General features: G+C 59.1%; 11 protein-coding genes. 6 read left to right on the forward strand and 5 right to left on the reverse strand.

Translation table 11 applies throughout. The features are described from left to right. Window positions 1–77 precede the first annotated feature (77 nt). A complete protein-coding gene (locus ACQ3DC_RS15755) occupies window positions 78–1,163 on the forward strand; it encodes a helix-turn-helix domain-containing protein (protein ID WP_430752680.1) in 1,086 nt (361 codons plus the stop codon). Between the two features lie 272 nt (window positions 1,164–1,435). After that, complete coding sequence (locus tag ACQ3DC_RS15760; RefSeq protein ID WP_430752681.1) at window positions 1,436–1,858, forward strand: hypothetical protein; 423 nt, start codon at window positions 1,436–1,438, stop codon at window positions 1,856–1,858. Between the two features lie 288 nt (window positions 1,859–2,146). Here the strand turns inward: ACQ3DC_RS15760 and ACQ3DC_RS15765 are convergent, their stop codons facing one another. After that, window positions 2,147–3,853 (reverse strand): hypothetical protein, encoded by a 1,707-nt coding sequence (locus ACQ3DC_RS15765; protein ID WP_430752682.1) that lies wholly within the window; start codon window positions 3,851–3,853, stop codon window positions 2,147–2,149. Window positions 3,854–4,119: 266 nt separating this feature from the next. On the opposite strand from ACQ3DC_RS15765, the gene ACQ3DC_RS15770 reads away from it, so the two are divergent. Beyond that, window positions 4,120–5,091: a restriction endonuclease gene (locus ACQ3DC_RS15770; RefSeq protein ID WP_430752683.1), complete on the forward strand. Its 972-nt coding sequence runs from the start codon at window positions 4,120–4,122 to the stop codon at window positions 5,089–5,091. A gap of 481 nt (window positions 5,092–5,572) precedes the next feature. Here the strand turns inward: ACQ3DC_RS15770 and ACQ3DC_RS15775 are convergent, their stop codons facing one another. Beyond that, a complete protein-coding gene (locus ACQ3DC_RS15775) occupies window positions 5,573–6,103 on the reverse strand; it encodes a hypothetical protein (protein WP_430752684.1) in 531 nt (176 codons plus the stop codon). Between the two features lie 297 nt (window positions 6,104–6,400). On the opposite strand from ACQ3DC_RS15775, the gene ACQ3DC_RS15780 reads away from it, so the two are divergent. Then, entirely contained in the window at window positions 6,401–6,532 is a 132-nt protein-coding gene (locus ACQ3DC_RS15780; RefSeq protein WP_430752685.1) for a hypothetical protein, read from the forward strand. A 35-nt stretch (window positions 6,533–6,567) separates the two neighbouring features. On the opposite strand, the gene ACQ3DC_RS15785 is transcribed toward ACQ3DC_RS15780, so the two are convergent. Beyond that, a complete protein-coding gene (locus ACQ3DC_RS15785; RefSeq protein ID WP_430752686.1) occupies window positions 6,568–6,849 on the reverse strand; it encodes a hypothetical protein in 282 nt (93 codons plus the stop codon). A gap of 1,453 nt (window positions 6,850–8,302) precedes the next feature. Here ACQ3DC_RS15785 and ACQ3DC_RS15790 point away from each other — a divergent pair. Next, complete coding sequence (locus ACQ3DC_RS15790) at window positions 8,303–9,244, forward strand: ParA family protein (protein WP_430752687.1); 942 nt, start codon at window positions 8,303–8,305, stop codon at window positions 9,242–9,244. Window positions 9,245–9,372: 128 nt separating this feature from the next. Further along, complete coding sequence (locus ACQ3DC_RS15795; protein WP_430752688.1) at window positions 9,373–9,981, forward strand: hypothetical protein; 609 nt, start codon at window positions 9,373–9,375, stop codon at window positions 9,979–9,981. A gap of 182 nt (window positions 9,982–10,163) precedes the next feature. Here ACQ3DC_RS15795 and ACQ3DC_RS15800 read toward each other — a convergent pair whose 3' ends face one another. Both ACQ3DC_RS15800 and ACQ3DC_RS15805 read right to left on the reverse strand, forming a co-directional pair. Further along, window positions 10,164–11,906, reverse strand: a complete 1,743-nt coding sequence (locus ACQ3DC_RS15800; protein WP_430752689.1) for a MarR family transcriptional regulator — start codon at window positions 11,904–11,906, stop codon at window positions 10,164–10,166. Between the two features lie 302 nt (window positions 11,907–12,208). Continuing rightward, window positions 12,209–12,445 carry a hypothetical protein gene (locus ACQ3DC_RS15805; protein ID WP_028272859.1) on the reverse strand — a complete coding sequence of 79 codons (237 nt, stop codon included), beginning with the start codon at window positions 12,443–12,445 and terminating at the stop codon, window positions 12,209–12,211. Window positions 12,446–12,771 lie beyond the last annotated feature (326 nt).

Consider the following 12,771-nt stretch of genomic DNA (forward strand, 5'->3'; position numbering starts at 1 on the left):
CGATTTAGCTTAACTTAGCTAGCTAAATTTCTGGTGTCAACTAGGTCTAAACTAATTTAGTGCGATAAGGTCTAGTCATGACGCAAAACCGTATGGAGGCTCTCGGGCAGGTGGTACGGGAACTTCGTACTGCGAAGAAGCTGACCCAGGATGAGCTCGGGACGAAAGCCGGATACCGCAGCGGCGCCGGCGTCTCCATCTCCCGGCTTGAAAATGGACAGCTGAAGCCGGGCGCCGAACGACTCCACGGTCTTGCGGAGGCGCTCGGGCTCACTCCGGAGGAATTGGAAGCGCGAGCCTTCCGGCAGACCGCCATCAACTCCGAGACGGCTACTGCTACCGAGTCCCGAGGCGCGGAAGGGGCCAAGGAACGTTATAGGCGGATTGAGCGGGAAGTCGATCGGCGGAAGAATGACCTCATCAGCCTCAGCGATGGGTACAACGAGGCTCGGGACCGGGCCCGCGATGAGTTCTTGCAGAAATTCATTGAGATCGCGGAGCGCATCGAAGGCGCACGACAGCCCGACCCGGGACCGTTCCACGACGATGCCGCGGGCGATGTGTCCAGCCAGTTCGACGCCACAAAAGAAAGCGTCCCGCTGCCGCCTGCGTCCAGCACCGGCAAGGAAGCAAGCGACCTCCAACTTGCTTTGCTGAGGCGAGTCGCCGGACTGGCAGCCGCGGGTGCCGGCGGAGCCATGGTGCTGCCCATTATCGCTGCTGCACCCTTGGCCGCCATTGGATTCATCGAGATCGCCAAGCGCAACCGCAAACGACAGCAGGAACTGGACGCAAAGCTCGAGCGGGCAGAAGCCGAATTCGAGGCCACCACCCCTGGCTTCATAGCGCTCCAGAACATACTCCCGCGAGCAACCGAGACCCTCGACTACATAGCGGTACATGCCGGCCATGCACTCGACCGGTGGAACAATCAAATCAGGACTCAAGTCGGGTCGGGACTCCTGACCTGGGAATCACTAAGCCAAAGCAATCGGCAACTTTACCAAGACTTCTTCGAGATCGCTTCCGCACAAATCACGGTCTTGACGATTGATGTTCAGAGACTCCTGACCACGTACGACAGCGCGGACCTGAATCAATTGATCAAGCAGGCCGACAAGGCGCTAACGCAGTCACAGGATGCCGTTAAGGCCCGTGTCTGAACGCGACAGGGACCTTCACTTGCCTACAACGCGCAGTGCCATGCCTGTCCCGCTAGATTGGAAGTGCTACAGCCCAGTGGGCCACTCCCCCGCGGCCATGTCGCCCTGCTGGTTCTTTTTGAAGTCGAGGTCGATACTTCTGGTCTGGCTGATCATTTATACATCGCCCTTACTCTCCGCCGCTTGCGTCCAGAGTTGCATCCGAAGGAGATTTCATCGCCCTGTATATCTCTAAATGTTCGGGCGTCCGCGTTACTCTTGGACCAGCGGGGATGGGGGCAACAGAAATGTACGGACGGTCTGATGAGGACTGGGACGAACTGGTCAGGGTGGGTCACGATTTCCTGATTGACGTGGCGCGAAGGCACAGGTACACCACTTACACTGAGCTCGACGCGGTCCTGCGGCGCCGTACTGGTCTCAGAGGCTTTGACTTCAACCAAGTAGAAGAGCGGGCGGCGTTGGGATATTTGCTGGGCAGGATTGTCGATGAGGATCGCAAGTTGAACCCCTCACTGATGATCTCGTCCCTAGTGATCTACCTGAACGCGAACGATGCGGGCAGCGGCTTTTATGCGAAGGCTCGTGAGGTCGACCTGTTCAAAGACGGCATGGACAAGGACGAGTTCTGGATTCGTCAGGTGAAGACAGTCCACGAAAGATATGGCCGCGCCGCGCCCCCGCCTGAACCATAGAGAGTTTGGTCCGGGTGTGCTTTCGGGCAGCTTCGAACACCGCTAGAGGTTTGGTCCTTTAGAGGGCTCGCGGTCCAGGCTCCCTTCAAAAGTCTTTTCTAGACAATCAGGGCTGCTTTTGAGGGACTGGGCTCGCACAGCGACCGCGTCAACTCGTACCTGCCCGCGTTCCATTGCGAAGGAGAGCCGTCTACCGCTGCAAATTGCAGGCAAAAGCCCCCGTTGCCTGGACATCACGTATCTGCCGCACATGAGGCCATTCTGCCCTGACCCGCCTTTTGTTAGGCCCTAATCAAGGGTGTCGATAGGCGGTTCGATCATCTCTGAGGTGAGCTTGCCGTCAGCCACGCTGACGGTCAGAAGTCCGCCGGCATCCAATGAACGACTCTCCGGGAGACCTGAGGAGCAGACGCGCATCCATGCATCCAGCTCCGTCCGGACACCTTCCAAAGTCAGGGACATGGGTTCTTGCGTAACGATAGTTATGGGTTCACCGTTGCTAAACATCGGATGGTTCACATCTATCCCGTCTGTCGTAAACGTGTTCCAGCGGCCCTCCACCTTTTCACCTCGCAGCATCTTGGCTGTGGCCCCGATAAGATCACGTTCCTTTTGCGAGCACGCCTCAAGGTCGGGGATCTTCAGTGCGTCGTGGGTGTGTTGTTGGATCAGGATCAAGTCCTCTAAAAAGCTAACAAATGCCAAGGCCCGGTTCCGTGAGTCGTTTTTGCCTACCAAAGGCTTAAGGAGTGGTCGACCACCGCGCACAGCAAGACTAACCTCGTTCTTCCCGTCCATCTGTGCAAGGAAGGTAATGGCCGGCAGGACGTCATGGGGGTACTTTCCCACAGAAGAATGGGCGCGGAAATTGAATGTCTCTTGGCCAGTTCCCTCGTGGGTTCTTCCCTTGAAGCCGAAGCTTAGTGTTCCGCTGACATCCTCTGCTGTCAGTGAGAAGCCATCTCCGCGTGGCGCGCCCATAGCCTTGACGTTTGTCAGTGGTAGGCGCAGGATCACGCCCTCACCAGGAGCGCTCACTTGGAGTTCGAGGGGAGGCACACTGCTCTCATCAAAGACCGGAATGACCGAGAATAGGCCGCCACCGGGTTCTATCAGTCCAGGCGGCCCTTTTACATCGGTTAGCTCACCAGGCATTGCGGTAAATCCCGTCCCGTAGGCCAAAAAGTCAGCAAGCGCCGCAGCTTGGTCGCTACCGGGAGGTGGGGTGAAAACAAATGTCCCGCCTATCGGCCGGAGCCACGAAGACTCTGCCGATAAAGGCAGGACGCGTATCCCCGCGTACTGCTCTTCATTGATCTGAACGTATTGGACGAGGGACGCGCCTCGGGCGTCCGCCTGCATCTGGCTTTCTCTCACGTCGTTCACGTTGCCCGCACGGATTTCCACCACGTACTTATAGAAAGGGTCAACGTGGGAAAGAGCCTGGACAATTTGTTGCTGACGTTCAACGATGCGCTCAAGCAGGCCGCCAGCTCGTCGGCCATCTGGAATGCCGCCTCCCAAAGCCAGCATCTGCTCCATCAGCGCGGTTATGCGCCGGCCGCCGTCTCCGAAAAAGTAGTCAACGACGGCTGGTCGACCGGCTGCAAGGCCGTCCAAATGGGCTCGCCCCCACCAGCGGACTTCAAACGTGTAGCCGCTGGTCAGCTCCTCAAGCCAACCCATTTGTTCACGGGTGGGGTCCCAGGGCATGACCAGCGTCCATGACCGAACGTTCTTTAGAGGTAGTGTCTCTGCAACAAACCTCTCCCACGATTCCTTGATCTGGTTCTTGTGGGAACCAGTCAAAGTGTGGGCAAACTTCTTGACTTGGTAGATGTCCCACCGACCGTTCGATTGGACCTGAAGGTCGATTCCGCCATCACCTCTTGAAGGCGTGATGCGGTTGCCCTGTGGATTATCCAAAAGGATCAGCGCCGCCGCGAATTCCTCCACACGATCGCCCGATTCACGTTCCCAGTTCACCACAGTCATTCACACAGGATCGCATGAGCAGCAGACATGAAAATGGAGCGGACTCACCGACGTAGCAACTGTCGGCGCCGCTACCGTTAATCAGCCACCAAAGTCACTCTACGGCTGGCAGCAGAGCGGCAATCTGTCTAATGCCGCATTGACGTTTCCCCCTGAGCCGCTCGCGCCTCCGCGCCACTACCTAGAGCCTGAATTTTGGTCGAAACTCGCTATAGGCTTGCGCTTAATACAGCCAAGGCGTCAGCCTGACACCAGGTGGAGGAATTATGTGGGGCTACAGGCTGGACGGACTGAAGATCGATTACTCCCGTCTGGACGAGGAACTCAAAGAGCTGGCGAACGATTTTGTCCGCAAAGGAATCCACCCGGATCGAGACGATCCCTACATGGACGAATGGGCTCGTTGGAGAGCCGAGCAAATCTTTCCACCTCCTGGTCGGCTCCCAGCGCCGCCGCGGAGACCTAGCTTCCCCCAGAACTTCATGGCCCTAGTAGGGATATGCAGTGTCGTTCCATCCGTCGTGGCCATTGCAGGGTTGGCGGGAGCAGGGGCGAAATATCAGGGAATCCTTGCTGCCGTAATCACCTTTTGGATTTGCTATGTGGCGCTGTGGTTCATCTCGTCCACGCGGGAGAAACGCTACTACAGGGCAAAGGAACAGTATTGGACAAGGTATGATCCGCACCACGAGCATCGTGACGAGCTCCGGTCCGAACTGGCGCGCCGACTTGGTTCAGAGATCAATGAAGCCTGGTACGAATTCGGCAGGCCTGTGGCCACGGTTCCGGCCAGCCATGTACCCGACAGGCCGCGTCGCGAGTTAGCGTGGACCCCTTGTGGGCCGCAACCTTCAGCCATGGCATCATGCAATGATCGACAGGCGGAATTCTTGGCAAGGGATTGGATGCTGTTCTTAGGTGAATCCGGCTGTCAGGTATCTCCAGCAACCCGCGACGGTGGGGCGGACGTAGTTTCAGGCCGCTTCGTGGCTGAAGTCAAGCACCACGCCGCCCCAGTCGGGCCCGCCTTGGTGCGGCAGATCTTCGGTGTGGCCACCGCTGAAGGGAAGACGGCGCTCTTCTTTTCCTTGTCTGGTTACTCATCTGCATCTATTGAATTCGGTGAACAAGTGAAGATGGCCCTGTTTGTCTACGACTTCACCCAGGGGACCCTCGATGCAAGAACCCCTGCAGCGGAACTAGCCTTACTCAAAGGGCTACCAAGTCTGTCGCGATAGCTGTGGCTCGTGAAGTACTAGAAGGGTGTCCCAGTTCCTTGGAACTGGGACACCCTGGTGGCCGCTCCCAACAGTGCAGTCTTGTCAGTTTTCGAAGTCGGCTGCCCGGAATGTCCAAAGCCGCTGCACAGCCCGCCCACTGAGTCCGTGGGCTGTCTTGCATCGCTTCGGATACGAGGCGTCTCACTGATCTAGCTACAGTCTCTAGGCGGAGGCCGATTCCAATACCCCTGCGATTCTTACAACTACGTACCGCAACTCCGGACTTCGATACTGATGGTCATCCTAAGTGGCGAGACAAGTAAGTGGTGCCGCATCTTCCCCATGAGTGTCCCACTTCCTTAGAAGTGGGACCCTCCCAGCGGGACACCAGAAGCATCGGCCCCAGTCCGGCGCTCGGCTGGGACCGCTGCGTGGGCTCTCCCCTTAAGGTCAACGAGAGGTCACGTGTCAGAAGCCACGGGCTGCACGCGGTCGGGAACTACGAAAGGGACACGTTGCCTCCATCATCGACCTCGACCCACCGGGTGTCACCCTTGATCTTGATGCCCAGGGCGCGTTCTAGCTTGGGAAGCCAGTTCGCGGCGGTCTGATTGATATATCGCTTGCCACCTATCACTTCCACCGCACGGATGCTACCGGGTCGTGAACTCCAACCGTTCACGGCACGACCGTTCCTGTATCCAGCCTTTAGGGCGAATCGGCGGATTTCTTCGGCGCCGGCGCCCTCGCCCGTTTCGGCGTAGTACCGGCCAATGCTGCCGATATAAACCAGCGAGCACATGTCCTGGAACTTCTGGTCCGCCTCTCGGTCGGGTGTGGCCTTCATCGGAAGCGGGTCGGTCAGAGGGTCGAACAAGATCGGCTCGGCTGCCGCGGGTGCCCATGTAACGTCCTCGGACCGGAGCGCCGAGTTGAAGTCCGCTTCCTCGTCGCCGCGAATCGTAGTGAGAAACGCTTCGGCAGCCGCGGCAAGTGCTCGACTGAGGTCATCCGCGGTGTACTCGCTCATTATAGTCCGTCCTTCATGGTTCTAGTAGGGGCCGTAGCATTGTTTAGCTTCGTATAGGACACGATAGCTCATGCTCCTAGCGAGTGCAACAGTGTTTAACATAACGAGGTAGGACCGCGTAGTACCTTCCGTGCAGTGGGCATAAGCCGCCGCCTTCTTCTGGGCAGACAAGGCCGGCGCCGTTTCTCGTGGACCATTAGTCCGCGGCGAAGATGGCATCTTTCGGAGTAAACGCCCATTGCGGGATCTATCTGTGCGGTTCACTACGCGTTGTTCCGTCTCAACCACCAACCTGAGGTGTCGTTAGCGGACCTCGCGGAAGAAGCACACAAGGACTTGGATCCATTGTTTACGCTCGAAAAAGGCGACGAGGCGGTCTACTTCGATCACCCCGACCTCTCCCGAAAGCTCGAACTGCGCCTTCGGTAGTCGAGGAGATGCCGCGCTTCGAAGAATGGGTGCCTTTAGCTGTCCTTCAGCCGCCTTCCGCCGGGCAGCTTCTCGCCCCAAGCCGGGTACATTTCGCCTTGGTTGTGTTCCGCTTTGCGCCGTAGGGTTTCCGCTTCGATGGCTTTAACAACGAAATGGGCCCACATGTTATCCCCCGCGACGTAGCTTGCCGCCTTGTACGCGGCCTTGGCACGGTTGCGAATGGCGGTGGGGATGTTTACAGTCATGGCCGCCGTCTCGGCGTCCTTGAGTTCTTCCTTCTTAGCGGCCGCCTCGTTGCGGCGACCCGGCAGCATCCGCGCTAGAGGCGCATCGGTCGTGGGGGCAGCGCTGGGGGGCGCGGTGGGAGCCCGAGTGCGAGCCGGCTGGAGTTTTGGACGGTGCTCATGCGGTAACCTCCTGGGATTCCGTAGCGGCGACGCGCCGCGCTACTTCCATGGCGACGGCATGCAGGGCTTCAGCGACGCTGGAAGCAGATTTTGGTCTTGCATTCGTGGCTTTGGCTTCTCCGCGAAGAACCTCCCACCATTCGGGAGCCTTGCTGAGCTCCCGGTCTAGTTCGTGCGCCAGCAGCCCCCCTTTCCCTGCAGGCCCGGGCAGTCGCCTCTGCGTGACGGATGGTCATCGAGAACAGAACTTCGTCGGTACCCAAGTCGGCAATGAGGTGATCGCGGGTGACCTTGTGGACCTGCTTTGAGTGGGTTCCGGTTCCCACCAAGACAACACCCAGGAGATCCAGTTGTGGGTTGATTCCCACCACGCCGTCCATGCGCGCTTCCACCGCAGCAACACCTTTACGGCTAGACATGTCAGTCTTTAGCGGCACCAGTGCATACCGTGCGGCAGCGACGGCCGCTGCCTGCAGCGGCTCGTTGCCGGCGGGCAATCAAGTAGGACGAGGTTGTATTCCCCGCGACGGCTGCCAGTATTTTTGCCAGGGCTAGGTCGTCGACTATTTTTCGGGGCCAGCCTTCCAACGGTTCCAGCGGATCTTACGTCGTCTCAACAATGTGTCTCAACTGAGCCATTCTCAACAAAGGGAAAGTGGGCCTTTGATGAGCTAGGGAAGTCGCGTAGGGAGTACTGGATCACCGCCCTCTCCCCTGGCGGCCAGCAGAATTCCGGCCATCGGCTAATAGCGCGACTGTGTTAATTTCCCCCCGGGCGGCGACTGCGGGCTCCTGCGCAGGGGCTCGGTTAACATTGGTTGCAGGCCGTAGGCGCAACCATGGTCCTTGCTGCGCTACAGGTATGCAGTCCACTCCGGGGTCAACATCGCTTCATGCCATAAGGCATGCCATATCTCCTGTTGGACGACCAGTTGAAGGACTCGCTGGAATAAGGCTTCGAACTAAGGCCATTGGACCCGTCTGACGCAACGCTGTACAAGACAATGGGAGACCCCACAGGTCGCAAAGCTTGAGCCAACGAGGGAAGACAGGCAGGAGGGCATGCGTGACAGTAAACGTGACCCGTTACAGGTCGAGCAATCGATACTTCTACGGTCAGCACAATACGAAGCACGGTGTGGAACCACATTGAGCTGTCCAATGCAGCAACAGGCTCGATGACACGTAGGTATGCAGACGACGACTCCTGCCATATCAATAGCGTGATGCACCGCGTATAGCCCTGCTCTACGGAACGTTATTACTCTTGCGCGTGTCACTGCCAACATTCCTAGCGGAACCCACATAGCGTTGAAGGTAGGACAACATGCACCCGATCAAGTAGGAGAGTCGTCGGCCGATGGCACGATCGCTGGAAACCCCCGTACCCCCGAAACCTCAAGCAACTCGGGCCCTTGACCGTGTCGTATCTCTGGCGAACGGCAAAGGTGGAGTCGGTAAGACGACCACTGCAGCCAACGTTGGCGGTTACGTGGCGCTGGCCGGCTCGCGTGTGCTGCTGATCGACCTTGACCCGCAGGGCGATCTGGCCCGTGACCTCGGGTACGAACGGCAGACAGGGAGGGAATTCTTTCAGGCCCTGATCGCCGGCACGCCGCCGATGATCCTGCGCGACGTTCGGGAAAACCTTGACGTAATCCCGGGCGGCCAGGACCTTGAAGACATCCAGGGCCTGATGGTGTCCCGCTCCAGCCGCTCCGGCGCCGGCGACTTCGGCGACATGCTCTACGCAGTCTTGGCCCCGTTGGCAGACGAGTACGACTTGATCCTGATCGACACGCCGCCGGGGGAGCGGATCCTCGTAGAAGGTGCCTTCGCGATCTCCAGTGCAGTCGTCATTCCTACCCGGTCCGATGATGCAAGCATCGACGGTGTCGAACGCATTGCACGCCGCTTCATGGCTGTACGTGACCGGAACCCGTCCCTGCAGTTGGCAGGCATCGTCTTGTTCGGTGTAGGACCGCGCTCCATGCGTCTCGAACGCAGCGTCCGAGACACGTTGGAAGAAATGCTCGGCACCGTTGCCCCGGTCTTCGCGACCCGCATCCGGAATCTCGAGAGCGCAAGCGCCGACGCCCGCCGAAAGGGCCTGCTCTTCCACGAACTTGAAGGTGCCGTTACCGACGCTCAGAAGAACCGCCTGAAGGCGCTCCGGGCGGGGGAGAAGCCGACGGATGGCTTCTTCTCGCGAAATGCCGGGGGACTCGCTGAAGAGTACGAGCAGCTGACCGGCGAGATCCTCGCCCGACTAAACGAGATCGAAAGTGGGAACGAAGAATGAGCGGCCGACAGAGCCTTGCGGGGGCATTCGCACCTGTAGCGCCTGCCCGTGGTGCAGCACTCCAAGGGTTGCTGGCTCCGAAGCGGGGGAGGGGCGCTCCTGCACCGGAACACAAAACCGGAGAGTCCATGGAGACAACGGCCCCTGAACTTATCCCGGTGCAGCCAGCAGCAGCACCGGAACCCGCACCGGTACCTATTGAGCAACCGCAGGCGGATAAGTGGCCAGCTGAGCAGGCACCTGTTGAAGAAGCACCCCTTGAGGCGGCCCAGGAGGAGCGCGCGCCTACAGTCGTCAAGGCCCCAAAGGCCACCACGCGGCATCAACCTGGTGCCAAGAAGGCAGCTAACGCAACCAAAGCCTCCGAACTGGTTCCCGGGGCGCTGCGCAACGTCGGGGTTTACCTGCCGCCGGCGCTCCTGGCCCGAGTGAAGGATGCCGTCTACCAAGAACGAACCACCTACGCAGATCTGCTAATTGATGCTTTCGAAGCCGTCGACGACAATCAGATCGCCAATGAGTTCACTCCCGAAACCACGCTGACCAGCTCCGGCATGCCCCGCCGTGCACCGCGAAAACGGGGCGAAGCCGGCATTCAGATCCAGCTGCGCCTCGACGGGCTTCAGGTCGCTTGGCTGGATGAGAAGGTCGCCGAGTTCGACGCACCGTCACGCAGCGCGCTCGTCTCGGCCGTCCTCAAGCTTCATATTCACGCGGGATCGACTGCGGGAGAGTGATCCAGGAGCTCCTTGGACAAGCATGGCTAGTCTTCCAGTAGTGCTTATGGCATGACTTATGGCAAGAAAACGAGGCTGTGAAAGCTACACCGGGGGAGTGGAGGCGGCGACCGGCCCATCAACGCCGTCAAAGTGTACAGTCCGGGCGTAAGTCACAACTGACACGCCTTTGGCGCTGACCCTCATCCTGTTCTGTTGAAAGCCATGTCGGACAGCAGCCATTCATCGGGTGGCCCCTCGAACATTTCCCAGGGATAGTCTTCGTCGGGGGAGAGCAGCTCCGGCACGGTATTGACGTTTTTGGCGAGCCATTCCCGCCAAATGATCCGGTCGTTGCGGTAGCGCTGTAACTGGGCTGCCACCGCTTCGAGGACCCCGAATTGTTCGGCCAGCTGTTTCAGTGATGTCCCGGCCACAACTGACCAGGCCCGACTAGGACTGCGGACAGCCAGGTTCCATGCAGCGAGGACCTCCAAGGCTTCGTGCACTGCGGATCTGGAAAGTCTGGCCACCCGCACAATCTCGGCGATGGGCATCCCGGGAGAGTGCTCCAGCGCTTCGTAAACGAACGCGGCCGGTAGACCCAGTTCCCGGAAAACAGGCCGCAACGCGTGGATTTTCCCTTTCTGCCAAGTAGCATCCTCGGCAACACTTCTCAGCTCTTCGGGAACGGTCAGCATGTAGAGATCGCCTTTAGTTCCCCTGGCTTCTTCAACGAGGGTGATTAGGGGGTCCTTCTCCTCACGCAGCTGCCTCAGATGCAGCCCAACAGTGGTGTGATCAAGACCTGTAGCCACGGCAATGGAACGGACCCCGAATTCAACAAAGCGCGACCCAGTCATGTGGGCTGCCTCGCCCAGTGCCCTGAGCACCATTCGTCGCCCCATCCCGGTCCTGATTTGCTGGTAGTTCACCTCCCGGATCCTGAGCGCACTGCGCCACGTACGGATGTACCGATGCTCTGCATCGGGATTTGAAATGGAAGGAGATCCCTTTATCCCTGCCGCCTGTGTAATTGGCTGGCTTGTGGGGGATCTGCGGACATTGTTTTTCTCGGTTCCTTTTGCCTGATTTCTACTGAGGTAGCTGAGGGCGTTCGACCAGTCCCGGCGCAGTGACGGGAGGCGGTGGCGGGCTGCGTAGCGGGCGTAGAAAGAGGCAAGTCCGGGCCAGGTTCCCTGCAGAATCCGACGTTCCACATCCAGCAGCTTCAAGCCGGCAGCCGCGGCACTGAGGATGACCGCCTGGCGGGCCTCGGAGTCAGAGGCGTAGCGATTGGTGTCGTACATCCCGGTCTGGGCCAGCACCTGCATCGCGCGGGACATGCGCCCAACCGGCTGGTCGATTATGGGTGCGTCCGAGGTGGTAGGCGTAAAGGTTTCTTCCTGGCGCAGCGCCCGAACCGCCTTGATCTCTGCAGCCAGGTCCTTGGTCATGGCATCCCAGACCGCGGGCCTGTTGGGACGGCGGGCGATGTCGTAGGCCATCGACAGGCTCATTGCCAGTTCCTGGTGCCCGCCGCGTTTGTGCGGCGACCCGGGAGTTCGCATGCATCCATGAAGCAGGTTCTGGTGCGGGGTCTTATCCAGGGTCCGGTAACGGGTGCCCAGCGCCTCGACGAGGTCACGTGCTTCTGAAAAGGTGACCCGCCGTGCGAGGGGGATGTAGACGTGGCGACCGCCGTTGGGGGAGTAGTCCTCAATCCAGCGGGCCCCAACCGAGTGCAGCCAGGACTGGACCGCTCGGACGTCGGCCTGTACCCAATCGAGTCCGGCCACTGAGGAGTCAAAGTCGAGAAAGATTGCCGCGCAGGTTCCGTCCTTACCGAAAATTTTCACGGCCGCGGGCAGCGAGGGGAGTGCTTCGGTCAGGTTCCGTTCGTGCTTCTGCGGGTACGTTTTACCTGCATCACGAGAGAGGCGCATTCGGGGCTGGCCGGCTAGCAAGGGAGCTAGAGCTGCCCAAACGGTTGCAGGGTCGTCTGGCTGCGTTGACACGCCAACAGCGGGGCGTGCTGGCAGCACGGAGACGTGCTGATGTACGATGTGGGTAATCCTTTCGGGGATTGAGGTACGAAAAAGGGCCGATCCTGCCAGATCGGTTTCATAGCAACACAAAGGATGGCCTGTTTAGGCTCTCCACGACTTACAATCTGATCCGCCGGCAAGCAATCCAGAGGGTAAGTCTCAAGCTTCGAAGGCCCGCCCAGTGCGGGCCTTCTCTTTTGTTATGAGGCGATGCGGATGGGCAGCTCCTGCTGGTAGTCATCCTGGTCGAGTGCGGCCAGATCCTCTTGCAGCTTCGGCTCTACAACGGACAGAACGTATTCAGTGACGGTCAGACCCTTGTGGGCGGCCACCTTGGCAATCCCGTCAGCGGTGTGTTCCTGTGTGCGGAAACCAATGAACTTACGCAGGCCTTTACTGGGGCGCCCGCCGCCTCGATTTACTGCTACTGCCGTCATGTGCTGTGTCCTTTGAATTTTGTACCCGCTAGAGCGGTTACAGCTTCATCGTTGTATTGCCTGCCGCTCAAACTGACTGGGTTGTCATTGCGACTGCTCTGAAGCTATCACCGGCCAATTGAAGGGGCGGGGATTTGTTTTCAGAAAACGGTAGCGTGTCGCGTTTGTGACTTTGAGCTCGATCTTCGCCTCGGTACGGGGACTAGTTTCCCAACAGCAACCGCTCAGCAGTTAGGGGTGGGCCAATGACTGGTCTGGCCCAAGGTTGACGATCGGTTACGTGCCGGCCCAAGCCCTTCAGTCCTCTCAACGTGTTCAGCACACCA

Origin of the sequence: Paenarthrobacter sp. NEAU-H11 (assembly GCF_050573415.1) — a bacterium.
GTDB lineage: Bacteria > Actinomycetota > Actinomycetes > Actinomycetales > Micrococcaceae > Arthrobacter.

What these genes read in the sequence shown, in the direction of transcription:
- ACQ3DC_RS15755 (WP_430752680.1), top strand. Translation starts at nt 78, where the DNA reads ATGACGCAAAACCGTATGGAGGCTCTCGGGCAGGTGGTACGGGAACTT.
- ACQ3DC_RS15760 (WP_430752681.1), top strand. Translation starts at nt 1,436, where the DNA reads ATGGGGGCAACAGAAATGTACGGACGGTCTGATGAGGACTGGGACGAA.
- ACQ3DC_RS15765 (WP_430752682.1), bottom strand. Translation starts at nt 3,853, where the DNA reads ATGACTGTGGTGAACTGGGAACGTGAATCGGGCGATCGTGTGGAGGAA.
- ACQ3DC_RS15770 (WP_430752683.1), top strand. Translation starts at nt 4,120, where the DNA reads ATGTGGGGCTACAGGCTGGACGGACTGAAGATCGATTACTCCCGTCTG.
- ACQ3DC_RS15775 (WP_430752684.1), bottom strand. Translation starts at nt 6,103, where the DNA reads ATGAGCGAGTACACCGCGGATGACCTCAGTCGAGCACTTGCCGCGGCT.
- ACQ3DC_RS15785 (WP_430752686.1), bottom strand. Translation starts at nt 6,849, where the DNA reads ATGCTGCCGGGTCGCCGCAACGAGGCGGCCGCTAAGAAGGAAGAACTC.
- ACQ3DC_RS15790 (WP_430752687.1), top strand. Translation starts at nt 8,303, where the DNA reads ATGGCACGATCGCTGGAAACCCCCGTACCCCCGAAACCTCAAGCAACT.
- ACQ3DC_RS15795 (WP_430752688.1), top strand. Translation starts at nt 9,373, where the DNA reads ATGGAGACAACGGCCCCTGAACTTATCCCGGTGCAGCCAGCAGCAGCA.
- ACQ3DC_RS15800 (WP_430752689.1), bottom strand. Translation starts at nt 11,906, where the DNA reads ATGCGCCTCTCTCGTGATGCAGGTAAAACGTACCCGCAGAAGCACGAA.
- ACQ3DC_RS15805 (WP_028272859.1), bottom strand. Translation starts at nt 12,445, where the DNA reads ATGACGGCAGTAGCAGTAAATCGAGGCGGCGGGCGCCCCAGTAAAGGC.